The 23,026-nt window shown below is 70.8% G+C and carries 25 protein-coding genes; 19 read left to right on the forward strand and 6 right to left on the reverse strand.

Annotated features, from left to right (window positions below):
- The first annotated feature begins 135 nt into the window (after positions 1-135).
- Both ACIQCH_RS13310 and ACIQCH_RS13315 read left to right on the forward strand, forming a co-directional pair.
- Entirely contained in the window at positions 136-426 is a 291-nt protein-coding gene (locus ACIQCH_RS13310) for a hypothetical protein (RefSeq protein ID WP_402580776.1), read from the forward strand.
- Entirely contained in the window at positions 419-706 is a 288-nt protein-coding gene (locus ACIQCH_RS13315) for a hypothetical protein (RefSeq protein ID WP_402580777.1), read from the forward strand. The genes ACIQCH_RS13310 and ACIQCH_RS13315 overlap by 8 nt, the downstream gene beginning before the upstream one ends.
- Positions 707-830: 124 nt before the next feature.
- On the opposite strand, the gene ACIQCH_RS13320 is transcribed toward ACIQCH_RS13315, so the two are convergent.
- Together ACIQCH_RS13320 and ACIQCH_RS13325 are read right to left on the reverse strand one after the other, a co-directional pair.
- Positions 831-1,058 carry a hypothetical protein gene (locus tag ACIQCH_RS13320; protein WP_402580778.1) on the reverse strand — a complete coding sequence of 76 codons (228 nt, stop codon included), beginning with the start codon at positions 1,056-1,058 and terminating at the stop codon, positions 831-833.
- A 23-nt stretch (positions 1,059-1,081) separates the two neighbouring features.
- Positions 1,082-1,414 carry a DUF6233 domain-containing protein gene (locus ACIQCH_RS13325; RefSeq protein WP_402580779.1) on the reverse strand — a complete coding sequence of 111 codons (333 nt, stop codon included), beginning with the start codon at positions 1,412-1,414 and terminating at the stop codon, positions 1,082-1,084.
- 398 nt (positions 1,415-1,812) lie between these two features.
- Between ACIQCH_RS13325 and ACIQCH_RS13330 the strand changes: the two genes are divergently transcribed.
- The 3 genes from ACIQCH_RS13330 to ACIQCH_RS13340 all read left to right on the forward strand — a co-directional run bounded on the left by ACIQCH_RS13330 (position 1,813) and on the right by ACIQCH_RS13340 (position 5,736).
- Positions 1,813-4,014, forward strand: a complete 2,202-nt coding sequence (locus tag ACIQCH_RS13330) for a TIR domain-containing protein (RefSeq protein ID WP_402580830.1) — start codon at positions 1,813-1,815, stop codon at positions 4,012-4,014.
- Between the two features lie 724 nt (positions 4,015-4,738).
- Entirely contained in the window at positions 4,739-5,182 is a 444-nt protein-coding gene (locus ACIQCH_RS13335) for a hypothetical protein (RefSeq protein ID WP_402580780.1), read from the forward strand.
- A gap of 23 nt (positions 5,183-5,205) precedes the next feature.
- Positions 5,206-5,736: an ATP-dependent DNA ligase gene (locus ACIQCH_RS13340; RefSeq protein ID WP_402580781.1), complete on the forward strand. Its 531-nt coding sequence runs from the start codon at positions 5,206-5,208 to the stop codon at positions 5,734-5,736.
- A gap of 287 nt (positions 5,737-6,023) precedes the next feature.
- On the opposite strand, the gene ACIQCH_RS13345 is transcribed toward ACIQCH_RS13340, so the two are convergent.
- Complete coding sequence (locus ACIQCH_RS13345; RefSeq protein ID WP_402580782.1) at positions 6,024-6,212, reverse strand: hypothetical protein; 189 nt, start codon at positions 6,210-6,212, stop codon at positions 6,024-6,026.
- A 289-nt stretch (positions 6,213-6,501) separates the two neighbouring features.
- Between ACIQCH_RS13345 and ACIQCH_RS13350 the strand changes: the two genes are divergently transcribed.
- The 3 genes from ACIQCH_RS13350 to ACIQCH_RS13360 all read left to right on the forward strand — a co-directional run bounded on the left by ACIQCH_RS13350 (position 6,502) and on the right by ACIQCH_RS13360 (position 9,586).
- A complete protein-coding gene (locus ACIQCH_RS13350) occupies positions 6,502-7,671 on the forward strand; it encodes a hypothetical protein (protein WP_402580783.1) in 1,170 nt (389 codons plus the stop codon).
- Positions 7,672-7,975: 304 nt separating this feature from the next.
- The gene (locus ACIQCH_RS13355) at positions 7,976-8,803 is read left to right on the forward strand and encodes an alpha/beta hydrolase (protein ID WP_402580784.1); all 828 of its coding nucleotides are present in this window, start codon (positions 7,976-7,978) and stop codon (positions 8,801-8,803) included.
- 138 nt (positions 8,804-8,941) lie between these two features.
- The gene (locus ACIQCH_RS13360) at positions 8,942-9,586 is read left to right on the forward strand and encodes a CatB-related O-acetyltransferase (protein ID WP_402580785.1); all 645 of its coding nucleotides are present in this window, start codon (positions 8,942-8,944) and stop codon (positions 9,584-9,586) included.
- Positions 9,587-9,640: 54 nt separating this feature from the next.
- On the opposite strand, the gene ACIQCH_RS13365 is transcribed toward ACIQCH_RS13360, so the two are convergent.
- Positions 9,641-10,951 carry an XRE family transcriptional regulator gene (locus ACIQCH_RS13365; protein WP_402580786.1) on the reverse strand — a complete coding sequence of 437 codons (1,311 nt, stop codon included), beginning with the start codon at positions 10,949-10,951 and terminating at the stop codon, positions 9,641-9,643.
- A gap of 285 nt (positions 10,952-11,236) precedes the next feature.
- Here ACIQCH_RS13365 and ACIQCH_RS13370 point away from each other — a divergent pair, with 285 nt between their 5' ends.
- The 9 genes from ACIQCH_RS13370 to ACIQCH_RS13410 all read left to right on the forward strand — a co-directional run bounded on the left by ACIQCH_RS13370 (position 11,237) and on the right by ACIQCH_RS13410 (position 19,765).
- Entirely contained in the window at positions 11,237-11,620 is a 384-nt protein-coding gene (locus ACIQCH_RS13370) for a hypothetical protein (protein WP_402580787.1), read from the forward strand.
- On the forward strand, positions 11,617-12,258 hold the full coding sequence (locus ACIQCH_RS13375) for a hypothetical protein (RefSeq protein ID WP_402580788.1): 642 nt from the start codon (positions 11,617-11,619) through the stop codon (positions 12,256-12,258). The genes ACIQCH_RS13370 and ACIQCH_RS13375 overlap by 4 nt, the downstream gene beginning before the upstream one ends.
- Positions 12,255-13,103 carry a hypothetical protein gene (locus tag ACIQCH_RS13380; RefSeq protein WP_402580789.1) on the forward strand — a complete coding sequence of 283 codons (849 nt, stop codon included), beginning with the start codon at positions 12,255-12,257 and terminating at the stop codon, positions 13,101-13,103. Before ACIQCH_RS13375 ends, ACIQCH_RS13380 begins: the two co-directional genes overlap by 4 nt.
- Before the next feature lie 340 nt (positions 13,104-13,443).
- Positions 13,444-13,626, forward strand: a complete 183-nt coding sequence (locus ACIQCH_RS13385) for a hypothetical protein (RefSeq protein ID WP_402580790.1) — start codon at positions 13,444-13,446, stop codon at positions 13,624-13,626.
- Entirely contained in the window at positions 13,623-14,231 is a 609-nt protein-coding gene (locus ACIQCH_RS13390) for a sigma-70 family RNA polymerase sigma factor (RefSeq protein WP_402580791.1), read from the forward strand. The genes ACIQCH_RS13385 and ACIQCH_RS13390 overlap by 4 nt, the downstream gene beginning before the upstream one ends.
- Positions 14,228-16,177, forward strand: a complete 1,950-nt coding sequence (locus ACIQCH_RS13395) for an IclR family transcriptional regulator C-terminal domain-containing protein (RefSeq protein ID WP_402580792.1) — start codon at positions 14,228-14,230, stop codon at positions 16,175-16,177. The genes ACIQCH_RS13390 and ACIQCH_RS13395 overlap by 4 nt, the downstream gene beginning before the upstream one ends.
- A 270-nt stretch (positions 16,178-16,447) precedes the next feature.
- Complete coding sequence (locus ACIQCH_RS13400) at positions 16,448-17,164, forward strand: HNH endonuclease family protein (protein WP_402580793.1); 717 nt, start codon at positions 16,448-16,450, stop codon at positions 17,162-17,164.
- Complete coding sequence (locus ACIQCH_RS13405; RefSeq protein WP_402580794.1) at positions 17,161-17,448, forward strand: hypothetical protein; 288 nt, start codon at positions 17,161-17,163, stop codon at positions 17,446-17,448. Before ACIQCH_RS13400 ends, ACIQCH_RS13405 begins: the two co-directional genes overlap by 4 nt.
- A gap of 859 nt (positions 17,449-18,307) precedes the next feature.
- Positions 18,308-19,765 carry a hypothetical protein gene (locus ACIQCH_RS13410; RefSeq protein WP_402580795.1) on the forward strand — a complete coding sequence of 486 codons (1,458 nt, stop codon included), beginning with the start codon at positions 18,308-18,310 and terminating at the stop codon, positions 19,763-19,765.
- 56 nt (positions 19,766-19,821) lie between these two features.
- Here the strand turns inward: ACIQCH_RS13410 and ACIQCH_RS13415 are convergent, their stop codons facing one another.
- Together ACIQCH_RS13415 and ACIQCH_RS13420 are read right to left on the reverse strand one after the other, a co-directional pair.
- Positions 19,822-20,031: a hypothetical protein gene (locus tag ACIQCH_RS13415; protein ID WP_402580796.1), complete on the reverse strand. Its 210-nt coding sequence runs from the start codon at positions 20,029-20,031 to the stop codon at positions 19,822-19,824.
- 86 nt (positions 20,032-20,117) lie between these two features.
- The gene (locus ACIQCH_RS13420) at positions 20,118-20,420 is read right to left on the reverse strand and encodes a hypothetical protein (RefSeq protein WP_402580797.1); all 303 of its coding nucleotides are present in this window, start codon (positions 20,418-20,420) and stop codon (positions 20,118-20,120) included.
- Between the two features lie 965 nt (positions 20,421-21,385).
- On the opposite strand from ACIQCH_RS13420, the gene ACIQCH_RS13425 reads away from it, so the two are divergent.
- Together ACIQCH_RS13425 and ACIQCH_RS13430 are read left to right on the forward strand one after the other, a co-directional pair.
- Positions 21,386-21,859 (forward strand): lamin tail domain-containing protein, encoded by a 474-nt coding sequence (locus tag ACIQCH_RS13425; protein ID WP_402580798.1) that lies wholly within the window; start codon positions 21,386-21,388, stop codon positions 21,857-21,859.
- A gap of 443 nt (positions 21,860-22,302) precedes the next feature.
- Positions 22,303-22,917, forward strand: a complete 615-nt coding sequence (locus ACIQCH_RS13430; RefSeq protein WP_402580799.1) for a hypothetical protein — start codon at positions 22,303-22,305, stop codon at positions 22,915-22,917.
- The last annotated feature ends 109 nt before the right edge of the window (positions 22,918-23,026 follow it).

A 23,026-nucleotide genomic window follows, 5' to 3' on the forward strand; every position in this document is an offset into this window, starting at 1 on the left:
CAGGTCTGAAGTCGGTTTGGGATGCAACCCCCTGGCCAGCGATGAGTGTGAAGGTCGCGTTGCCCGGCAGCCCCTCGACCCCGAGCATGCCTGACGGGCAGACTTGCACTGACAGAAGAACGAGGGAGCGCCCCCATGACGGCACAGCCGATCCACCAAGAGCGCCCTGACCGGGTGCCGCGCAACGCGGACGGCATCGGCGCGGCACTCGACTCCGGCAAGCGGCTGGAGTTCTTCCGGCAACTACTCGCAGCCGCGCCCGAGCAGGCGGAGCAGGTCCTACGCCGCTGGTGGCTGGAGGCGATGATGGACACTGACCCGGACGCTGACGCGCGCGCCGACGCCGCGCTGGCCGGCACGATGCCCACCGTCTCGCTGGACGACCTGATGGCACGGCGCCGCGCGGCGGGGCTGCCCGTTGAGTGACCCGTACGACGAAGGCCTGCCGTGCGTGCTCTCCGAGACGGTCGCGCAGCTGATGATGGACCCCAGCCTCCCTCCGGAGGTCTTCGGCGCGATCGTCGCCGCCATGGTCACCATCGGCGAGGCCGCCGGTAGGGTGCCGGGCAGCACCGCCTCCCCGCGGCGGCCCCAACAGCGCCGCCTGGCGCTCGGAGCCGAGGGCGAGCTCGGCATCGCCGAGTACGTCATCAGCCGCGACGAAAACCCACCCCAGATCGTCATCACCCACGTTCTGGTGTACTGAGTGCTCTTCCGTGGCCCGCCTTCGTAGCGGGCCTGGAGCAGAACCGAGAGGGTTGGTGCTGTTGAGCGCCGCAGCAGTGCGGACCGTCACCCTCGCCGGGTGGCGGCCCGCACTGCTGCGGCGCTCACTGCTCGTCGGTATCGGGGCCCCAGACGGCTGGCCCGCCCCCACGCCACTCGATCAGGAGCGGGTCGTCGAGGCGGACGACGTCGGGGTCCAGCCCGGCCCGCCGCAGGAATTCGAGGAGATCGCCGGGGCCGCGGGCGCGGCCGAGGATCTCGCCGTCGCAGCGGACACGGCGCCCGCCCTCGGCGTCCGGCGGATACACGACCACGCGCAGGTCATCGCTCATCCCCCCACCGTGCCGGTACGCGCTCACTCCAGCACTCCCAGTACGGTGTCCAGGCGGCAGTGCGGGCAGGCGGGTACGTCCTCGGCGAGGAGGTGCCGTACCTGTTCGGCGGTGGCGGGGACGGAGCGTTTGCCGGTGTCCCAGCAGCCGCCGACGTGCAGCCGGATCGCGGGCCGGCCGGTGCCGATACCGCGCCCGATCAGCCACGCCAGCGGCTCCCGCGGCGGCCAGCGGACGGCTTCCTGGACCTCGGCCTCCTCGGCGGCCGCCAGGGTGCGCTCCGTGCGGGCGAGTTCGCCGCGCAGGTAGGTGACCAGGGTCCGCAGCCGGGGCAGGTCGGGAGGCAGGACGGACATGCTCAGCCTCCGTACTGCGCCTGACGTGCGGCCTTTCAGGACGCGCAGAGCGGGTTTGCCGGAGCGGCGTACCGCGCGCAGGGCTGGCGTGTTGCCTGCACTTCCTCCGGGCCGCCCGCGGGCCGAGCAGGTGCCGCCGCTCCCGGATGACGCAATCCCAGCACATAACGGAGCGTAAAACAGCCCTAGGCATCAGGCCGCAGATACGGTCTAAAGGACTGTCCAGTACCCCGGCGGGCGAGCTACGCCGGTTACGGCACCTAGCGGTGTCGGATTGTCCGATCCAGCGTGAGGGTGCCCTAGCGATGGACCACATCCGACGCTGCGCACTGATCCGCCGGGATCATTAGACAGCCCTTGAGAAGGATCTTGAGGCGAGGATCGGAGTCGTGGCTGACATGAGCAAATCCGTCTTCATCAGCTATGCCGGCCGGGACCGCGCACACGCAGAGTGGGTCGCCTCGACGCTTAAGCAGGCAGGTCACCACGTTTGGTTGGATCTTTGGGATATCCACCTAGGCGACAACTGGCTGCAGCGCATCCAGGAAGGCTTGGCGCGGGCCTCCGTGGTTGTAGCCATCTATCCCTCCTCCGCCGGGCGCGACAGCGGGGTCGTCGTCGAATGGCACCCTGCTTTGCTAGCGAGCACCGCTGCTAGGAAGCCAGGCGGCCCGCGTCTTGTGCTGCTCGCCTTGGAGCCACTGGAGCCAAACGTCATTCCGCACGACCTGCGGTCAGTTCAGTGGGTCGATCTCAGCGGTCTGCTTGAGTTTGTTGCTGCTGCTCGACTGCGACATGCCGTCGGAAGCGCCATGCAGGCCTCCACTACTTCCGCCCCCAGTCACACGGATCGGAACAACGCCCCTCGCTTGCCAACCGAAGAGGGACTTCCCTCGGTTTGGAACGTCAGCCGCACAGGCCCTGAGGTAACCGGGCGCGACTCGCTGATCAACGAAGTGCGACATGATCTAATGGAGCGGGGTATCGCGATCCTTCAGCAGCTACGCGCCCAAGATGATGTCGGCAAGGACGAGATCGCTCAAGAATATGCTTACCGCTTCGCCAGCCAGTACGACATTGTTTGGTGGGTCGAAGCAGGGCATGTCTCAGACATCCGCGATGGCTACACGCGGCTTGCTCATGAACTCTCCCTCAAAGGCGACGTTAGATCCACGAGCAACGTCGATTGGCTGTTCAGCCACCTCCGACACCGCTGGCTTGTCATCTTCTCTGACGCAGGCAACCCAAATGTGATTGACCCATGGCTCCCCCCGAGGGAGGGTCATATCCTCATCACGTCGTATGACCCCGCGTGGCTTGAACGAGACGTCTTCCGGCCCCAGTTTTCCCGGCACCGGAAGGGGCGCACGGCGCCAAAAAGGGCACCCCGCCCCAAACCGCGCCATGCACGGCCCCGAGTGCTGGCAGTCGCCACCGAATGGGAATCGGGACGCGGAGGCCTCTCCACCTTCAACCGCCAGCTGTGCCAAGGCCTCGCGGCCTTGGGATCAAAGGTCTTCTGCCTCCTCCCAGATGTAGGAACTGAGGCCATAGAGGCAGCCGCTGAAAGCGGCGTAACTCTCCTCAAGGCTGCACGGCTTCCGGTTTGGTCGTCAATCGACGCCCTATACCGCAAGCCAGCACTGGCGCCCAAAGACCATCCCGACATCATTATCGGCCACGGGCGTGTGACAGGCATGGCCGCCCAACTCCTGGCCGAGGACCACTTTCCCTCAGCCAAGCGACTGCACATCATCCATGTTGCTCCAGACGAGCTCGAGTGGCACAGACCAGGCAGGGTCGATGACGCTGGCGAACGTGCCTACGCGCGCACGTGGATCGAACTCGAACTCGGCCGCACAGCCCACCGGCCAGTCGTGGTGGGTCCCCGTCTGTACAGCCGATATCTCACCGAGTTCGAGGCGATCGACGCGCCGCTGCCGCTCCGCATCGACCCGGGATTTGAATCGGTGGACATGAGGACTCGCGAGCCTTCATCCGGCGCACCCTTGAAGATCCTGCTCTTGGGGCGGGCTGAAGACGAGGACATTAAGGGCCTCGACTTGGCGGCACGTGCGATGGGGCTGGTCGCAGAACGCAGGGGTGTATCCGTATCCGCACCCATCGAACTCGTTGTCCGTGGCGCGCCGCCTTCTGGTTCCGAAAATCTCCGGAACAAATTGCGGAACTGGTCGGGCAACCCCTCGCTCAGTATTCTCGTTCGTCCGTACGTCACCCAAGCTAGTCAGTTGGCTGCAGATCTCCGTTCCGCCAGCCTAGTGATCATGCCGTCCAGGGCGGAGAGTTTCGGGCTTGTGGGAGCGGAGGCGATCACGGCCGGAACGCCGTTGCTCGCCAGCGGCGCCAGCGGTCTGGCTGCGCTACTCAAGGAGACGCTCGGCCTCCAAGAGGCGATGCAGTTCATCGTTGAGCTCTCGGGTGACGCCACGGAGGACTCAGAGCGCTGGAGCCGGGCTGTCGAGGTGGTTCTGGCAGACCGTGTGGCCGCCTTCCAGCGGGCGGGTGACCTACGGAATCGGCTAGCTAAGGCGTACACATGGGCGGGCGCCGCGGCGAAACTGCTTGCCGAGATCGACTGATGCCATCACTCCAATTAGATCATATGCTCGAATTTAAGCGCGAGTGTGGCGCGCCCCATCCACCCGATCATCCGTAGGTCTGCCGGCACAGGGCGGTGCTCGCGGGGCTGGTGACGCCGTGGGCGGCGCGGCAGAGCTGCGCCATGTCCGGGCCGCCGGGCGCAGGGGCCGGTCGTACGGGCTTGCGGGGCCGGCTGCGGCCGCGCCTTCGGGCGGTGCTTGCTCTTGGGCTTCGCTGCGCCGCGCGCGACCGGCTTGGTTGCCGTCCGGTGCGGCCGTGCGTTGTGGGTGGCGGGGCGGCGGGGTTCGGCGTGCTGGTCGAGGCGGGGTGCTCGGCGGGCCGTAGGCGCTTGGGCGGTCCGGGCCAGCCGCGTGCCGTGCGGGGAGGGCGCTTGTGGGGGGTGCGGGGTCGGTCTCGGGCAGGCGGGAGAGCGGCAGTGTCGTGCTACTTGGCAGGGGGACCGAGCAGGCCTCGGCCGGGCGCTTGTCGTCCGCCGGCTCGACGGCGGACGCGGCGGGGGAGAGGCAGGGTCCAGCGGGGCATGCCGCCCACCGTGCCGCACGCAGGCTCCCACGCGGTCCAGTCGGCCCCGGTGTGCCCCTCGGACGGATGACCCGCACCGCCCCGGGCTCGGCCGGCCACCGGGGACGGCGGACCCTGGAAAGGAGGGGGGTGACCTGTGAGGGAGGCGCCGAGGTGACATTGCGACCGCCCGTTGAGCCGATGCTCGCGCAGGCTGCCGAGTCGGTACCGGGCCCGGCCGCCCTGCGGGCGGGGGTGGCCTACGAGCAGAAGTTCGACGGCCACCGCGCGCTGCTGTTCACCCCGACCACCCCGGGCGGCCAGGTGCTGGTGCAGACCCGCCGCGGAGCGCTGGTCCAGGACCGCTGGCCGGACCTGGTCGCAGCCGCTGAGCAGCAGTTGCCGCCCGGCCTGGTTCTCGACGGTGAGCTCCTCGTCTGGGACGTCGAGGCGGGCCGGTTGTCGTTCGAGGGGCTTCAGCGCCGGGCCGTGGCTCGCGCCCGCGGCGCCAGCGCCCTTACCGCCGCGTGGCCGGCGTACTTCGTCGCGTTCGACGTGCTGCAGCAGGACGGCGCCGAGTTGCTGACCCTGCCCTACGGTGAACGCCGCGCCCGCCTTGAGGCCTCTTCGCCGATCACGCCCTGACCGCCCCGTGGACGCTGTGCCCGATGACGGCGGACCTGGCCACGGCGCGGGAGTGGCTTCAGTCCTGGACCGACGTGTCCGGCGTCGAAGGGATTGTGGTCAAGGGCTTGTCCACCCGCTACCTGCCCGGCTACCGCGGCTGGACCAAGATCCGCCGCCGGGACACCATGGAGGTGATCATCGGAGTCATCACCGACACCCCGTCCAGCCCCGGGCTCCTTGTCCTGGGGCGCTACGACAACGCCGGACTGCTGCACGCCGTCGGCCAGACGGTCCCGTTGCGCCCGCAGGCGGCCCGGCAGGTGGCCGAGCACCTGTCGGAAGCCGGCTCCGAGCACCCTTGGACGGGGGTGCGGTTCGCTTCCGCCTGGGGCAGCCGCGACGCCCTGGACACCACGCTGGTGCGCCCGGAGACGGTGGCCGAGTTCAGTGCGGACCGGTCCGTGGACCGAGGCGTGTTCCGGCACCCGGTCCGCTTCAAGCGCGTGCGTCTGGACGTGATCGCCGCCTATGTCCCCCGGTTCGATGCAGGGCCGACCGCGGCGGCCAGCTGAGCGCGGGCGAGGGCGCAATCGGGCGCTGAGCCGTGGCCGCGAGGGGCTACTCAAGGCGGCCGTGGGTCGAGTGGCGGGGCCCGCCGGGCGGGCGGCCAACTCGTGCGCGGCGGTTCGGCCCGGAGGCGGTGTAGCACGGCTGTACCGAGGGGATGGTGTGTTTGTCGTTTGAGCGTGCCGGAGGCGTGTGTGGTCAGTACGCTCGCTGGGTTCTGCGGCCAGTTCGGAACAGGGAGGCCGCCGCCCAAGCGGCAAGGGGCGCGCCCGTTCGGCGGCCTTCTGGCGGGTCAGCCGGTGGGTGCGTGCCCGGGGCCCAGACGGCGCCGACCGCTCGTCGCGGCCGGGGAGGCCGCCGCGGTGGGTGCCTTGGAGAGGGCGGCCAGCTCGGCGGCGAGACGGGCTGGTCGGTCCGTCGGCGCCTGTGCCGGGGGAGCGGCGGGACGGGGGCCGGTGCCCAGAGGGCGACGCTCGATCATCCCACCAGTGTGGGCCCTGGCGTTCCCAGGCGCTGCTCCCTGGAGATTTACGAGTTCCGACGGCACTTGGGCCTTCCTTGCGGGCCGATTGTGGCTGTCACTCGCCCCTGGTCAAGGTCGTTCGCCCTTGCTGCGCTTGGGGCGCTCCACCGCTATATCGGCCGGTTCCTGGGGCGAGGACCCGCTCGCCCCGCCGCGGCCCGCCGTGCGCGATGGCGTCGCCGACGCTGCCCTTTCGGCCACCCCGAGGGCTTTGCCTGAGCGACGCGCCCGGCCGCATAACGGGTCAGTGGACAAGAACGTACCGGTCCCCGTCCGCAGCGAGGTCGTCGCCCCGACGGGCCCCGACCACCGGGCGGCGCTGCCCGAGCCCGCGCATGGCCTGGCGCGGTTGCTGGCCCTCCAGCGGCTCGTCGGTAACCAGGCCACGGCCCAACTCCTCACCCAGGCACGAGAGCAGCCGGTACAGGCGCTGCCGGGCGTGCTGCAGCGCGACGAGTCCTCTTTCGAACTCGAGCAGGTCACGCCTACCGAACAGGCCGTCCTGGAGCGGCGCGGAATCCGGTTGCCTGTCGCCTCGGCCGCTGCCAGCGACCCGCGGCGGCACGGCGACTACATCGACAACCGGGTCACCGCCGTCGGCTACGGCATCTACCTCGGCGGCTACCTCGTCTACTGCGAGGGTCTGCCGCTGCCGCTTTTTGTGTCCGAGTCGGACGTCAACTTAGGCCTGGCGGCCGCCGACACCCCTGACAACGCCGTCTACCCCAGCCGCGACGAAGCCGCTGCGGCCGTCCCGTACGGGCCGCCAGCCCCCGGCCATGGGCTCGCCGTCACCTTCTACCGCGGCGCCGGCGGCGCGGTCGTCGCACCGACCGTGTTGTCGCCGGCGACCACCCCGCAGATCGTGGAGTGCGCGCTGCGGGCCCGCAGGGAGCTGGCCGAACAGGTACAGCACGACCTGGCGGTGCTCGCCATCGGCCTGGTGGCGGGCATGGCCCTGCGAGCGCTGCTGAACCGAGTGGCGCGGATCGGCGGCGGTGACCCCGAGCCCCTCACCTCGCCCGTACTGGCCGAGACCGGCGAAGAGTTCGGCGCCCGCCTGGCGCGGGAGATGAGCGAGGCGGGCTTCCGCGGCAACCCGTTCCGAGAGTTCATGCGGCGGCTCAACGCGCTGCCGCGCAAACTGCCACCACAGGAGGCCGCCATCGCCATCAGGACCGCCACCCGGCAAGTCAGCAACGGGACCATGGGCACCATGAACCCCCTCCAGGTGGGCGACGTCCTCGTGGTGCCGTCCAGGGCGCCCATCCCCAACGCCCCGGTCATGGGCATCAGAGCGGACGGCTCAGTCATCATTGGCAGGGTGCCGCGGATCGAGATCGTCACCACCACCCCCCAGGGCGCACCGCTCTTCCCGCCCCAGACCAGGCTGCACGGGGACATCACCTGGGAGTGACGCTGCTCCGGTCGCGCAGCCCGAAGAGCAACCTGTCCCACCACAGGCGCGGCCTACAACGTGTGGATCGTCAGATGCGCCTTGATCTGGGCGAAGAGCCGCTACTCAGACTTAAAGATCAACTTGGGGCCCCTTCGGCACGTATCTGGATCAACCCCGTCGACGGAGGCTGGCGGCAGGGTGCCTCCCGTTTTCCTGAACAGAACCAGTCAGCCGTCCCAGCAGGCCGGTGAAGGCACGACGGTCGAAGTCGGCTGGCCTGATGTGCCCGTAGGAGCCTGGTCTGCTCCCTACGATCGGCTGCATGACTGCTGAGTTGGGTGTGCGGTTCGTGTCGTTGGACGGTACGGCGCTGGCAGGGACGGTGACCGCGCCCGTGGGCGGGCGGGCGCCGGCGGGTGCGGCGGTGCTGGTGCACGGCGCCGGCGTGACCCGGCACGAGGGCGGGTTCTTCACCCGTCTCGCGGCCGGCCTGGCGGCGTCCGGGGTGTGGTGTGTGCGGTTCGACCTTCGGGCGCATGGCGAGAGCGGTGGTCGGCCTGCGGAGATCACGATGGCGGGGGTGGCCAACGACATCCGGGCGGCCGGCGGCTTCGCCCGCGCCGAGTCCGGCTACGAGGGTCCGGTGCATGTGATCGCGGCGTCGTTCTCTGGCGGTGCGGCCGCGCTGCACGCCGGGTCCCGCTCTCAGGACGTGGACCGGCTGGTGCTGCTGAACCCGCGCCTGGACTACAAGGACCGCTACGTCGACAGCCGCCCCTACTTCGACGGCGACTACATCACCCCCGCGGCGGCCCGGGATCTCGACGAGCGCGGGTTCACGGAGCTGTCGCCGTTCGAGCTGGGCCGGGCCCTGCACAACGAGGTGTTCTACCTCGACCCGGACGTCTACCTGCGTGCGGTGCGGGCGCCGGCGCTGCTGGTGCACGGCACGAAGGACACCTTCGTGCCGGTGGAGTCCTCCCGCCGCTACGTCCGCGTGCTCGGCGGGCCGGCCGAGCTGATGGAGCTCGAGGGCGCACAGCACGGGTTCGCGGTCCATGAGGATCCCGCGTATGTGCACCCGCAGTCGCAGGCCTGGCAGGCGCAGGTCATCGAGCGCGTGACCGCTTTCCTGACCGCCGCTGGCTAGTGCCGCATCAGGCAACGTTCGCCCTGTCGTCGACGGCGCGGCGCCGGCCGTCGGCGGGGCGGCTTCGCCAGAAGATGTAGCGGCCGTCATGAGCACAATGGGGGCACTCGCCCCCTGTGCCGAACCGAAAGCGACTCCATGAACCGCCTTCCCGCGGACCCGACGGTGCTTCACCCGTTTCCCGACCAGCCGCGCGTGGTTTTGCTGAAGCCGTTGGTGACCTCGCCGCTGGTCGAAGTCGGGGAGTACTCCTACTACGACGACCCCGACGACCCGACCGCGTTCGAGACCCGCAATGTGCTCTACCACTACGGTCCGGAGAAACTGATCATCGGGAAGTTCTGTGCGCTGGGCACCGGAGTGCGGTTCATCATGAACGGCGCCAACCACCGTATGGACGGCCCCTCGACCTTCCCGTTCCCCATCATGGGCGGCTCCTGGGCTGAGCACTTCGACCTGCTCAGAGACCTGCCCGGCAAGGGCGACACCATCGTTGGCAACGACGTCTGGTTCTGCTACGACACCATGGTCATGCCCGGAGTCCACACCGGGCACGGCGCGATCATCGCCTCCGGCGCCGTAGTCGCGGACGACGTCCCCGACTACGGCATCGTCGGCGGCAACCCGGCCAGACTCATCCGCACTCGCTACAGCGACGACGAGATCGCCCGTCTCCTCGCTCTCGCTTGGTGGGACTGGCCCACAGAGCACCTCACCGAACACATCCGGGCGATCATGGCCGGCACCATCAACGACCTCGAAGAGATCGCACCCCGAACCTGAGCCGACCCCTCACGAACATCGCCCGGGGTAGGGCGACCGCTGCCTCATGCGGCACTAGGCGGTCAGGGCGGTCAGGGCCTGGCGGAGTTCGCGTACGGCGGGCCGGCGTGCGTAGGGCCGCAGCTGTCCGGCGGTGTGCCGTAGCTCGGTGAGGGCCTGGCCGAAGCCGGGGCCGGCGGCGAGACCCAGAGCAGTCAGGCCTGTGGCGGCGGCCTGGTCGGGCTCGCCGGCGGCGGCGAGGGCTCCGGCGAGGTGGGCAGTGAAGAACGCCTGGTCTCGCGGCGCGAAGCGGGCGTGGGGCAGGCGGGAGCGGAACAGTGCGACGGCCTTGTCCGGTTGTCCGGCCTCGCGGTAGCTGATCGCACTCTGCACCACCAGCCGGTCCGTCCCGTATCCGGCGCACAGCGGCCCGGTACAGGTGGCCGGCTCGGGCGGCGGCGCGGCCTCGAGTTCGGCGTGGGCCTGGTCGAGGGTGCGGGCGACGTCGTCGGCGGGGGCGCCGGTCAGGGCGAGGGCGCGGGCCTGCTGCTGTAGGGCCTCGGCGCGGGCCCGCGCGGGGAGACGGAAGGGGCCGTGGGCGGCTGCGGCGGCGAGGTCGAGCATCCGGTCGGCGTCCTCGCGGCCGACGGCCTGGGCTTTGCGCAGCAGGACGTAGGCGTGCATCGGGCCGTCGTCGGCGAGCATCGCGAACTCCGCGGAGCGGTCGTGGAAGAACAGCACCGTCTGGGCGGGGGCGCCGCCGTCGCGGTGGAGGAAGGCAGTGAACTCCGCCGCCCGCGCACCCAGCGCGAACAGCTCGCTCCTCACCGGTGCGGGGCTCTCGCGCAGCAGCGCGCCGACGACCTCAAGGACCTCCAGCGCGGCAGGCAGCGCGTGGCGCGGACCAGTACGGCCGTCGGCCCGGGCGGCCTCGTCGAGGGTGGCTCTGAGGTGGGCGACCAGGGCGCGGTCGCTGTAGCGGCGCGCGTCGCCCAGCGCCTTGTCCAGCCGCTGCGCTGCATCGGCACCCAGGAGCGGCGCGGCGCCGACGACGCCCTGCAGGAAGGGACGCCTGCGCACGGACTTCTCTTTGCTACCCACCTCCCCGCCGACCGCGCGGGCGGGACTGTGCCGGTGGGTGCGGGGCGGGGTGAACCCGAGCTCGGCGAGGGGGACGGCGAACATGGCGCGCAGGACCCGGCGGGAGAGCGTGTTCGGCCAGCCCGGCGTCGCCGATTCCCACCGGCGGACCTGCCGCACCGTGATGGACGCGTGTTCGCCGAGCAGGGCGGCGTGCTGGGCGTAGGCGTCGGCGACGTCGGACTGGGTGCTCCAGCCGCGGGCGAGGCAGGCGGCGGTGAACTTCGCGTTTGGCGACTCGGGCATCGAAAACCCCCGTGCGCCGCCACCGGTTCGGGGTGCGGCGTGGACCGTGGTCGATTGAGGTCGTGGCCTGAAGGTACTCCTTCCCGAGCGGGTTGGGATGTCCGCCGATGTGTCCTCCTTCAGGCTTCCGGCCGCGCCTACCGTCGAGGTGCTGGACCTGGGCCGGGAGCCCGACTCGCCAGCGCCGCGCTGCCGCCGGGGGCTGCCGCGAAGCGGGCTCCGCCCTCCGGGCCGCGGGCGTCTATGCCCGGTCCTTCCTGCTACTCGAACGAGAGGGGCACCGTCATGACCACCGCCACCGTGGAGCGGACCGAGCTGGCCCGCTTCCTGACCATCGCCGGCGAACGCCACCGCGCTGGGCAGAGCCTGCCGCAGATGTTCTCCGGCGCGGTCGACGCCTTCTGGCACGACCAGCTCACCACCCCCGCCTACGCCGCCTTCTCCCTCGAGTACGCGGGTGCGGTCGTCGGACACAGCCCGGTCTCTGGCTCGGGCCCGATCGACTGGATCGACGCCTACCTCGAGGCGTACGGGCCGCTGCCGGCGATCTGGTTCACCGACGAGCGCGGCCGCCTGGACGGCGAGTCCTTCGCCGCCTACATCGAGACCGGCCGGGTCGAGGCGTCGTGGAACTGCGGCCCGGAGTTCACCGAGGAGCCCGCGCAGTGACCCTGGCCGCGCTCCCGGAGCCCTCGCCCGCCCGGGCGGGGGCTCTGCGCGTCACCGCAGACCGCACCACCACCCCCGCCTTCACCGAGTACCTCGATGCCGTCGCCGCGCACTGCCCCTACCTGGCCCCGTCGGTGCGCTACGGGCTGACGTACTGGACGACGTACGCGATCGAGCCAGGTGTGGAGCTGTTCGACGTCGAGGCCGGCCTGTTCAGTGCTGCTGTGGCCGCGGCGGAGCGGGTGCGGCTTCTGGCCAAGGGCGCACGCGGGCACCTGGTGTGCGAGAACCTGGTCGTGGCTGGGGCCGCGCGCCGGCACCTGGACTGGCCGCACTGGGCCCTGAAAAACCTCTATGGGCCGGTGGGGCTGATGTTCGGCAAGTTCTGGGAGGGCGAGGCGGACACCAGCCGGCACGGCGCCGCCCTCCCGGTCCCGCCGGTCACGTTCCTGTCCATCCGGCCCGCCGTACGCCCCCGCGACCCGCGGTTCCTCCGCAACACCCCCGACCTGGCCGAGGCCGTCCGCGACGCCGCAGACGACGGGCGCAGCGTCTTCGACACCCTCGGCCGCGACTGGGCCGCCGTCCGCTCCTGGGCCGCCCGACTGCCCAGACCCACAAAGGAGAACACCCCATGAGCACCGAGCCCCCGATCCCGACGGCCGCCACGGTCGCGGTCGCCGCGCACTGCGGCCCCGGCCTGACCTTGACCGAGGTCACCGACCGCCGTGGCTCCGCGGTGTGGAAGGCGGCCGGCCGCAGGGGCACCGCCGCCCTCAAGGTCGGCCGCGGCCCCGGCTACCCCATCACCGCCCGCGAAACGGCCGCCCTGACCGCTCTCGAGGTCGACTACCTCCTCGGCGGCGGGGTGACCCCCGATGCCGCGTGGCTGCTCACCCAGTGGCTGAGCGGGCCCACCACGTACGAGGTGTTCGCCCCGGTCCGCGAGAGCGGCGGCGGTGCCGGGCTCGAGGATGCGCGTGCGTCTGCGGTGGACTTGTGCGTGGCCGTCGCCGAGCTGCACGCGGCCGGCTGGGTGCACGCCGACCTCCAGCCTGCCCACGCCCTGCATACCGAGACGGGGGTCAAGCTCATCGACCTGGCGTGGGCCTGGCGGCCTGGCTGGGACCAGGGCGAGGACTTCGCGGGCGGGATGACGCACCTGCTCGCCCCCGAACTCGCCGCCGCCGTCCTGACCGGGGACAAGCCGGTCGTGGTCACGCCAGCTGCCGACGTCTACGCACTCGCGGCCGCGTTGTGGACCTGCATCACCGGCACTTGGCCTCTGGACTACCAGGCTGCCGGCATCGACCCGAAGGTTGTGAGCGCCCACGAGCTTCGCGAGCACATCGCCACCAGCTCCATCCCCCTCACCCAGGCCCGGCCCTGGCCCGACCTCCAACAGACCCTGCTGCCCGTACTCCTTGCCGGCCCGGCCGACCGGCCCACCGCGGACGAACTCGCGAAGGCGCTGGCCACGTAGCTGGCGGCGACCAGACGGCAAGGGTGCGGCGATGCGCTCAGCCCGCAGGAGGTCGGGCCTGCGATGCGGGGGCGCAGTCATGGTGGTGCTCCGGCGCACACTCCGTGGTGAACGGCAGGCGTTGTGCTCAATCGGCTGATTCTGATCGCCTTGCGTTTCCGTGGTGTTCGTGTGTGCTCGCTGGTTTCGTCATCATCTTCAAAAACGGGCGTAATACTTTTTCTTCCTCTTCCCTCTACACAGATCGGCCCCTTGCGGACCCTTAACCGGTGAAGGCGCTCGCCTTCACCGCCGTGGTGTGGGGGCCCGCGACGGGCCGAATCCGCTTGTTGGAGGGAATGTGCCGCACAGCGCTGGGACGTGGCTCGAGATCGTGTTGGCTGTTCGGGTGCTCGGCCCCGACGCCGTACGCGTGGGCCGCCGGCTGCTGACCGCCGGGGTCCGGATGGGGATCTCCGACATCACCACCGCCAGCCCCCGCCCGGGCGGCCCGGACGATGGCCGCCACGAGGTGGACAGGTGAGCGAAGGTGGCCCGGAGGAGCCGGGCGGCGCCGTCGGCCTGCCCGACCGCCCGCGCTCCATAGACCAGCTCCCGCCGGGGCTGCGCGCGGCCTGCTGGGACTTCCACGAGACCTCCTACGACCAGTACTGGGACTTCGCCTGCGACTGCTTGGGCGGCTCGCACGCGGATGCGGACGAGGCCGTGGACGCGGCGTTCAGCGCCATCGGCGACGAATGGCTGCGCATGCAGACCATGGCCAACCCGCCCGGCTTCGCCTGGCGGATCCTGAAGTTCCGGATCGAGAACGTGCGCCGCAAGAAGCGTCCCGAGCCGATGGATCCGATTGACCTGACGACCTTCGAGACCTCCGCCGACGAGGCCGCCGAAGACCCCTACCACCAGCTGACCCGCCGCATCGCGGCGTACCAGGCGATGCAGCACCTCACCGAACGCCAGCGCGACGTCCTGATCATGACGACCCGACTCACCGACACCGACCAAGAGACCGCGGAGCGCATGGGCATCACGCCCGCCACGGTCCGCACCACCCGCAGAGACGCCAAGCAAAAGCTGAGGCAGCTGCTTGCCACTGAGACAGACCACTCGGATGGGATGACATCGTGAGCGAAAGGACCGAAACCGACCCCCTCGACGACCTGCTCCGCACCGCCGGGCCCCGGCGCCCCGCCCGCCGCTCCCACGCCGACCGGGAAGCAGCCCGCGCCCGCCTGATGGCCCGCCCCGCCCCCCGCCGCGAGGAAGACGCCGCCCCCGTGCCGTTCTGGCCCGACCCGGCCGCAGTCGACCCCGTGCACCCCGAACGCGCCGAAGCAGCGCTCACGGCGTTGACCGTCGCCGCTGTGCACGCGGTGAAGTCCGCCTCTCGGCTCGCGGTCTTCGCCTCCGACCGAACCCTGACCGCAGGCGCTCTGATCTTCGCGTGCGTCCTACACCTCGCCGACGACCAGCACGGCGCCCGCTTCTGGTGGCAGTACGCCGCCGGCGCGGACAACCGCACCGCCGCCTACTGCCTCTTCCTGCACCACAGCGCAGGCGGCGACTACGCCGACGCACAACGCTGGGCCGACCTGGCCGCCCCCGAAGGCGCTCCGTTCACCCCCGAGGCGTGGTGGGGCCACGGCGCCGCTCAGCCCCCGCACCCGGCCGCCTACATCCGCATGGCCCAGCACACCGGCCTGGCCAGCCACGCCGAGCTCGGCGACATCCCCCTGCCCGCCCCCCGGATCGCCAAGGACGTCCTCGCCGTCGCACCCCCACCCGCACCCTGGGACTACCCCCTCATCCCTGGGGGCTGGATGGTGCACCGCGGAAGAAGGGAAAAGCCCACCCCACTGACTGCTCCGAATCGCCGCCGCCGAAAGCCTCGCACCCCACACACTGCCCCCTCCGTGCCGCAGCTCGTCACCGGCGCACCCCCCTCACCACCGAGCGCCCCGGGAACGAGCCAGGCCCTCAAGGAAGCACGCCGGGCCCTGGCTGTGGTCCGCGTCTTGCAAGACCACCGCCTTGGCGTCGAGACCCGGCAGATCAGCCAGGAGACCGGCCTACCCGAGGCGACGCTTACACCCATCCTGGAGATGCTGTGCGAGGAGGAGTTCGCCGACCCCATCACCGACACTGTCTTCGCCCCGGGCCTCGCTCTCGACCGCCTCGCTCTGCCCGTCGGCGCTGGCGTCGCCGCGCAGCTCCAGCGCACCCTGGCCATCACCCGCCAGGAGATCGGAGCCGCCATCTACCTCGGCCAATACGCCCAGGGAGACATCCGCATCACCCAGGCCTCCACCGCCGACACCACACCACCGGTCCACGAGTACATCCCGTTCCGCTACGCCGGCCACGCCACCGCCGTCGGCAAATGCCTCCTGGGCCAGCTCGACCCCGCCGGCCAAGCCGACCACGTCTCCCGCTACAAGACCGAAGCCTTCACCGAACGCACCATCGCCAGCCCCCGCGTCCTCCTCGAGCGCCTCAGCCGCCTGCGGCCCGGCGCCCCGGTCTACGACGCCTTCGAGTACGGACCCGACTGGTGCTGCTCCGCCGTCCCCGTCAGCATCGGAGGCGAAGCCGGATCCCTGGCCCTGTCCCTGCCCGCCGAGCACATCCACCGCCTGGGCGACACCACCCAGCAGCTACGCCGCAAGGCCGTCCCCATCATGCTCACCCTGCTGCTGACCGGCGAGATCCCCGCCGAAGGACCAGCAGCGGAAGCCGACTCCTCGCCCCTGGTCCGCACGACGGATGACGGGATCGTCACCGCGGGCGGACTGATGCGCCTGCGCCGGATGTTCACCAAGGCGGTCATCAACGCGGCTGCCGTCCGTACCGCCGTGCAGGTCTGGTCGGGACCGCACCTCGTCACCGATGAAAGCTCGCTCAACGTCTACTACTTCGACGCCGCCCCCGGGCCGACCCGGACAGGCACGACGATCACCCTGCCGCAGACCCTCACCGTCCCACCCTCCACCGACCGGAGCCGGCTCGAGTCGCCCTCGGGCTGGGGCCGGCCGACCGCACACGCGCTGGGGGAGCTGACCGTGTACCGAACATGAGCACGGAGGCACGCCTGGCCCAGTCGCGCAAGACGTACATGAACCCCTCCTCGAAGGGACAGGGCACTGCTGAGTCGGCCGGAGGGCGTCGGCCATCGGGCGGCCGCTGCGTGCTTCCTCTCAAGGAAGAACAGCATGGGCCGGGCCGGCTGCCGTTGCCCGGAGGAGGTTGGGGGAGAGGTCGAGGCGGGTAGGGTCGGCCCGGAGTGTGTTGATCAATCGGATTTGGGGTGGGTTGTGCATCGTCAGATGCAGGTGCTGGCTGGCTTGATGACGGCAGGTCTGCTGACCGCGGGGTCGGTGGGCTGTACGGATCAGGAGACCAAGTCGCTGCCTGGCGGTGACGCCAAGCGCCCGGCGACCCGGTCCGCGGCCGCTTCTGACCAGCCGGCGGTCTCTCCAGCCCCGGGCGGCGGCCTGGCGGGGGCCAAGCAGCTCCCGGGCCTGTCCACGGCCGCGGTTGCCAAGAAGCAGCTGGCCGGGCTGACGGTGGCCGAGCAGCACGGGATGAAGGGCTACTCGCGGGCCCGGTTCAAGCACTGGATCTCCCAGGGGGAGTCCTGCGACACCCGCGAGACCGTCCTCGAGCGGGACGGCACCGGCGTCAAGCGGGACACCGAGTGCAAGGCGACCTCCGGCACCTGGGTGTCGGTGTACGACAACAAGACGGTCACCGACGCGGGCAAGCTCGACATCGACCACATGGTGCCGCTCGCCAACGCCTGGCGCTCCGGCGCCGACACCTGGGACGACGCCCGCCGCTCCGCGTTCGCCAATGACCTGGTCCGGCCGCAGCTGCTGGCCGTCTCGGCGGCCACGAACCGGGCCAAGGGCGACCAGGGCCCGGACGAGTGGCAGCCGCCGGCCGCGACCTACTGGTGCACGTACGCGACCGCGTGGACGAACGTGAAGTCCCACTACGGCCTGACGGTGACCGCGGCGGAGAAAGACAAGCTCACCGCGATGCTGAAGACCTGCACCTCATGACCACCCCCCACCCGGACGAGCGGGCGCTGACAAGTGAGGTGAAGGCGGGGCCGGGCGGGGCGATGACCGACGAGGTGGGTGTCATTACCGGCGAGGTCACCGTACGCACCGAGCCGGCCCCGGACGGTCTGGCCCGCGTCTTGGTCCAGTACACAGGGGCGGAGGAGTGGTACACCCTCACCGGCAGCCCGGCCCCGGTCCTGGCCGGTGGGCTCGAGGTGCTCCACGCCCGCGTCTTGGACGCGGTCCGGGCTGGGGCGGCTGCTGAGGTACCTCGAGACTGAAGCCCCGGGGCCCTGGCCGCGTCGGTGAGGAAGGTCTGGGGGAGGTTGAGGCCGAGCCGAGCCGAGGCGGCGGGCGCCCATCGCGCGCGACGACCGCGGCCGCGTCGTCCACACCGAGTCGTGGGGCCGGCACCACCGCCGCTGAGCGGACGACCGGGCCGGCCGCCGTCGTTGAGGGGTAGCCGGGGGCCGGTCGTGGGGGAGTCGGTGTGCCGGGCGGCTGGGGAGGCCGTCCGGCACACGCCCATGTCCGCGACTGGTTACACCCAGCGGCACCCGCACCGCGGTGCGGTGTCGGTGGGGAGGTTGGCGTGGTGGCCTATCGCGGCTGTGCGCATGGTCCGATCCCCGGCGTACAGACCGCCCGACCCGGCTGGCGGAGCGTCCGGGTGGTTAGTTCGGGTCGTCGGCGTGATCGGTGGGTCGATTGCGGTGGTGGCAGCTGCGCCATGCCTTTGCTTTGCGGAGGGCGAGTGTGGTGGTGGTCAGGAGAAGGGCGGAGAGGAGGTTTCCGGCGACGTCGTGCAGGAGGAAGTCATACATCGTGCACCGCTGCGGTGTGGCGGGTGCTGGGAATGTGCTCGATCGTGCGCGGTGCGCGGGCAGGTTTGGCCATGCTGGTCTCCTCACGCAGGCGAGGTGATGTCGGGTCACCGAGTCATCGGGGTGGCTCACCCAGCGTCGAGGTCTGATTGTTGATCCGCTAGATGGAACAACCGCAGGTCAGGGCGGATTTACTGGCGTTTTGGCCTGGGGGTGGGGGGAGGCGTGGATGGCTGCCGGGGCAGAGGATGGAGGGCCGGGTGGTGGGCGTGGTGCCGGCGGAGGGCGGCCGCGTAAGCCGTTGCCGGCTGAGGGGATGGGCTTAGCGAGGCGGGCCTTCGTCGTTGCTCTTCGGGAGATCTTCTTCGACCGGATGAAGGAGCACGGTCGGACCTTCAGAGAGCTCAAAAAGGAGACGGGGTTCGGCCAGGCGACGCTGAGCCGGATCGTCAATGGCGAGAAGCTTCCCAACCGGGACGAGCGTGATGTTCTGCTGCGGGCGTTGGAGAGGGCCGAGGGCCGCCCCCTGACCTGGCAGGTCCACGAGCACCTCAGGGAGTTGTTTCACCGCGCATGGGAGGAGAAAGATCCCGAGAGGAGCGTTTTGTACCGCTTCAAGGATGAGCAGGCGGAGATCGAGGAGCGACTGCGTGCCGCGCGCGAGGCTACGGCTCGTGCGCTGACGCAGGGTCCGTCGGAAACGGCGGATGCCGCAGACACCGCGCTGGCAGTACGCAACGAAGCCGCCGACCTCGTACGCCGCATCGCTGAAGCCGGCGTCATGCTGCCGCCCACCCCGCCACCGCCCCCGGGCCCAAGCAGCGGCCGACAGACCACCGCACAGACGGCGCTGGCCCAGGCCGACCAACTCCTGCGCTACGCGGATCAGGCCTTGGAGCGCCAGATCGCGTTGGCGGAGTCCACCGACGACCAGTTCGAGGACTTCCAGTACCCCACCGCCGAGTCGCCGCCGTCGTACGACGCCCCGCCCCCGCCGCCGTCCCCGGCAGCCCCAGCCCAGCCGCACGTCGATACGCCCCCACCGGCGCCATCACCCGGGCAGGAGGGCCGGCGGCCCGAAGCGGGGACGCTGGGCCCAGCGGGAATCGTGGCCGTAGTGCTGTGCGTCGTGCTGCTGGCCTACTTCGCGGTGGACCGGTTGAACTCCAAGGACGACGCCGCCGGCCACAACCCGAGCGCCTCGCACGACCCGAGCAGCGGCGGCGAGCCCGCATCCCCCACCACGACCCGCTCGCCCCAAGACGACCCTGAGGGTCTTCGACCCACCTTCGACCCTCGCCCGGACCCCACCTCCCCTGCGACCGGCACTCCCCAGCGCCACCCCTCCGACGACGGGAACACCGAGAGCATCACTCCCACGACGCCTGAGACCAGCAAGATCTCCCAACCGCCGACAGGCCCGCTGCTGGGCGGGACGGGCGTGAGTGTTCAGCCGCGCAGCGGCCAGGTCGACTGCACCCAGCCGATCGTCTTCACCTTCTCGGCAGCCGCGCTCGCCGCGGGCACCGTGGAGTACAGATGGCTCCCGGACGACCGTCTCCTCGCCCAGGGCATCACCGCCCGATCCGGCAGCATGACCTTCACCGTCCCCAACGAGCAGCACGAGGAGTACGAGGTCCGCCTCTCCAACGCCCGTCCTGGCGATCGGATCCAAGGCCAGATGGTTGTCGAAGTCACCTCACCCGAAGCCGACCGAGGCACCAACGGCGATGCCTTCGATCTCGACTGCGTGGTACCGGGCGAACCCGGCTAAGCGCGCCGCCCTGCCACGCACGTCCACCCTCGCCATAGGAACGGCGGCCCAGCGGGTCAGGTGGTGGACAGCCGCATGCCAAGGCGGCTGCTGAGGGCGCGGGCGGTGGTGCGTACTTCCTCGCTGGTGTTGCCGTCGGCGATGGCGGTGAGGATGGCGAGGGCGAGTTCGGCTTCGCGGTGGGTGAGCATCGGCAGCCGCACCGGGGCGGTGTCGGTGTCGAGTTCTTCGGTCACGATGTTGGTGTAGAGGTCGTCGAGCGTCACGCCGATCCCAACGCACGGTCGCGTTGTCGGTTACTCCGGCTGACCGCGAACTGCCCCGGGGGCCACCCGGTCCGTGTGTGGTGGGGTCAGTCGGGGGTGTGTGCCTGGCTCGCTGTGTGGGCTAGCTGGTCCGGACGGGTGCGCGGGGCGTCGAGTAGCCACGGGAACGGATGGGTCGCACCGGCGGCTGCGTGCACGCGGGTCGCAGCGTCGGGGACGGATCCGGGCCAGACCGTTGCCCCGGTGATTGAGGCGAGCATGCGGGGCCCGTGGATCTCGCACGCGTCGGACTCGGTCCCGTGCTCGTCGCGGATCGTGACGGCATCGTGTGGTCCGGCACAGGGTGTCTCGTCGTCGTCGTGCGCGGCGGGGCAGCGGTCGTCGGTCATGCGGGGGCGTTCCTTCCGTACAGGGTCGTCCTTGTTGTATCCGGTGCGGGCGGGCGCCGGGCATGGAAGTGCGTTGTGTGGCTGAGCGGGTACAGGCTCGGGTTCACCTACCGACGTCTGGGGTGCGGCGGGCACCGCGCCTGCGCCGTCGCGTCGGTGATGGAGCGGCACCCCAGACCCGGAGGTCCGAAGCGATGCCAGGCCGCCGCCTACCCGGGCGCACCTGGATTCCAATCCGGGTCGACGATGGCGAGGGCAGCGGCGCGCCGCTCCACGCCTACCGGTTCCTTGCCGAGCCAGCCAGCCCCCGTGCCGGCGCACGTACGCACCGCTAGCACCCTCACGCGAGAGCAGTCTCCCGTCCAGGGGCGCGCGGAGGTGGGCCTGGACGAGGGTGAGCGCGGCCGGCGGCGTAGAGGGGTTCCATGGCCCTCGGTGGCGGCGTGGGTCCGGGGCCGCACAGGCACAGGCCGCTGCGGGCGCGCAGGAAGGTGCTGCGGTCGACGCGGAAGGGGTACGGGGTCATTCGCTGCCCAACAACGCCCGGGGTGCGGCGGCGCGTCGGCGGCGCATGGCTGCGGCATGCGGAGATTTATGCGGTTTTAGTAGATCTGTGCGAAGAAACCCGCAGAACAGTTATTACGGAATCAACTACTCCGGATGGTGGGGTGGGTGGTTTTGTGCGCCGGGTGGTGCGCCGGTGCGTGATGATCGTGGGCGCCGTTTGGGTGGCGGGTGGGTGCATCAGGCATCGGATGTCAGGGCCACGTACGAGCGAGTTGCGTGCACCATGCAGGCGACCGTGACGGAAATATCCACGTCCGGTAACAGCCCTGGTGGGCCCCTACAGCCGGCGTCGTCCGGGGTCGAGTATTTGGCTCCTCGGCACCACCAAGGGGTCGGGCACCCAGGCCGCTACGCACCTTGTATCGGCGGGTGAATGCCTGTTCTTGAGGGAGCATCACATGACGTTTGCGTCGTCCACCCGCCGTATCGCCGCCACCGTCCTTGCCGCGGGTGCCGTCGTTGCCGCGGTGGCCGTGCCGGCCTCTGCTGACGACGGTGACCGCCGGCACCAGCAGCGGCCGCAGGTGGAGATCAGCCGGGTCCAGGCCGACAGCCCCGGCCGCGACGACGGCTCGAACCGCTCCCTGAACGGCGAGTGGGTGGAGATCACCAACAACTCCCGCCACGGCGTCAACCTCAAGGGCTGGACCCTGAAGGACGAGGACGGCAACCGCTACCGCTTCAAGGACATCCGCCTCGGCGGTCGGGACACCATCCGCATCCACACCGGCCACGGCCGCGACTCCCGCACCGACCTCTTCCAGGACCGCGACGACTACGTGTGGGACAACCGCTCCGACACCGCGACCCTGCGCGACGACCGCGGCCGCGTCGTCGACACCGCCTCCTGGGGTCGCCACCACCGTCACTGAGCGGACGGCCGGGCTGGCCGTCGCTGTGGAGGGGTAGCGGGGGTCGGTCGTGGGGGAGCCGGTGTGTGCCGGGCGGCAGGGGAGGCCGCTCGGCACACACCCATGCCCGCGACCGGGTACGCCCGGCGGCATCCGCCGTGCCGAGCGGTCCGGTCCGGGCCGCCGCAGCGGCGCCGCCGCCTGAGGGAGCGGAGACGCCTCGCATCCGGGCGGATCCGTGCGCCGAGTTGGCGGCCACTCCGGCTGCGCGCGCGCTCCGGGCCGGCAGGAGACGGAACGGCGTCCCTCCGGCGGCACTCGCAGGCCCGACAGCCTCGGGTCCCCAGGCCGCCGACCCAACAACCGTGGTTGTTGGGCCGTTGACCGGTGCGGCCCCGCCGCGGCGGGGGAGGCTCGGGGGTGGGACGGCGTCGGGGTCGGCCCGGGGGTCGTGCAGCAGCTGCGTGAGGGGATTCAAGGTGGAGCGGGACGTATGGGCGACGGACGAGTTCGGTGTCTCGCACCAGGGGGCGGTCGGCGTGCTCCTGGCGGACGGCACCGTCCCTAAACCGGTGTACTTCGACAGCGCTTCGGGGACCGGCGGGCGGTCGGTGTCGCAGTGGAGTGTGTACGACGGCCGCCAGGGCCGGCCGCGCGCGGCGGTGCTGCGCGCGGTGTGCTCGTGCGGCTGGGCCGGCCCGCGCCACCACTTGGACTGGGACGTGATCGGCGGCGACGAGCTGGCAGAGGCGGGGGACGGGCAAGCGGCAGCGTGTGAACGAGACTGGGACGGACACACCGCCGACGTCGCTGCCAAGGCCGTGCCCCTGCCCGAGGCGGTCACCGTCCTGCTGGAGCAGCTGGAGGTGGAGATCGACAAGCTGACCGCCACGTCTCCGGTCGCCGCCCTTAGGGCCGTACGCGGGCTGGAGGTTCTGGCCGGGCGCCTGGGCTACTGGGCTGCGCGCGGCAGCCGCAGCGATCACGACGCGGAGCAGGCCGCAGCGGCCCTGGGGTTGAGCGAGCGGGAGGCGCGGCGCCTGATGGCCCGCCTGGGAGGCTGGACCTCCCACGCCTGAGCCCGAAGGCCGGATCGCGATCGCGCGGGCCTCTACCTCGGCGGTGTGCAGTGGCGTTTCGCCGGTGAATCGTCCGCCCCGGGGGAGTGAACTGCTGCTCCAGGCCCTG

The sequence above is a fragment of the Streptomyces sp. NPDC093225 genome (assembly GCF_044753805.1).
Taxonomy (GTDB): Bacteria; Actinomycetota; Actinomycetes; order Streptomycetales; family Streptomycetaceae; genus Streptomyces.

Coding starts and splice junctions, on each gene's coding strand:
- ACIQCH_RS13410 (WP_402580795.1), top strand. CDS start 18,308: ATGGGCTTAGCGAGGCGGGCCTTCGTCGTTGCTCTTCGGGAGATCTTC.
- ACIQCH_RS13335 (WP_402580780.1), top strand. CDS start 4,739: ATGCTCGCGCAGGCTGCCGAGTCGGTACCGGGCCCGGCCGCCCTGCGG.
- ACIQCH_RS13325 (WP_402580779.1), bottom strand. CDS start 1,414: ATGTCCGTCCTGCCTCCCGACCTGCCCCGGCTGCGGACCCTGGTCACC.
- ACIQCH_RS13405 (WP_402580794.1), top strand. CDS start 17,161: ATGACCACCCCCCACCCGGACGAGCGGGCGCTGACAAGTGAGGTGAAG.
- ACIQCH_RS13355 (WP_402580784.1), top strand. CDS start 7,976: ATGACTGCTGAGTTGGGTGTGCGGTTCGTGTCGTTGGACGGTACGGCG.
- ACIQCH_RS13330 (WP_402580830.1), top strand. CDS start 1,813: ATGAGCAAATCCGTCTTCATCAGCTATGCCGGCCGGGACCGCGCACAC.
- ACIQCH_RS13310 (WP_402580776.1), top strand. CDS start 136: ATGACGGCACAGCCGATCCACCAAGAGCGCCCTGACCGGGTGCCGCGC.
- ACIQCH_RS13340 (WP_402580781.1), top strand. CDS start 5,206: ATGACGGCGGACCTGGCCACGGCGCGGGAGTGGCTTCAGTCCTGGACC.
- ACIQCH_RS13425 (WP_402580798.1), top strand. CDS start 21,386: ATGACGTTTGCGTCGTCCACCCGCCGTATCGCCGCCACCGTCCTTGCC.
- ACIQCH_RS13320 (WP_402580778.1), bottom strand. CDS start 1,058: ATGAGCGATGACCTGCGCGTGGTCGTGTATCCGCCGGACGCCGAGGGC.
- ACIQCH_RS13365 (WP_402580786.1), bottom strand. CDS start 10,951: ATGCCCGAGTCGCCAAACGCGAAGTTCACCGCCGCCTGCCTCGCCCGC.
- ACIQCH_RS13380 (WP_402580789.1), top strand. CDS start 12,255: ATGAGCACCGAGCCCCCGATCCCGACGGCCGCCACGGTCGCGGTCGCC.
- ACIQCH_RS13400 (WP_402580793.1), top strand. CDS start 16,448: ATGACGGCAGGTCTGCTGACCGCGGGGTCGGTGGGCTGTACGGATCAG.
- ACIQCH_RS13420 (WP_402580797.1), bottom strand. CDS start 20,420: ATGACCGACGACCGCTGCCCCGCCGCGCACGACGACGACGAGACACCC.
- ACIQCH_RS13370 (WP_402580787.1), top strand. CDS start 11,237: ATGACCACCGCCACCGTGGAGCGGACCGAGCTGGCCCGCTTCCTGACC.
- ACIQCH_RS13345 (WP_402580782.1), bottom strand. CDS start 6,212: ATGATCGAGCGTCGCCCTCTGGGCACCGGCCCCCGTCCCGCCGCTCCC.
- ACIQCH_RS13360 (WP_402580785.1), top strand. CDS start 8,942: ATGAACCGCCTTCCCGCGGACCCGACGGTGCTTCACCCGTTTCCCGAC.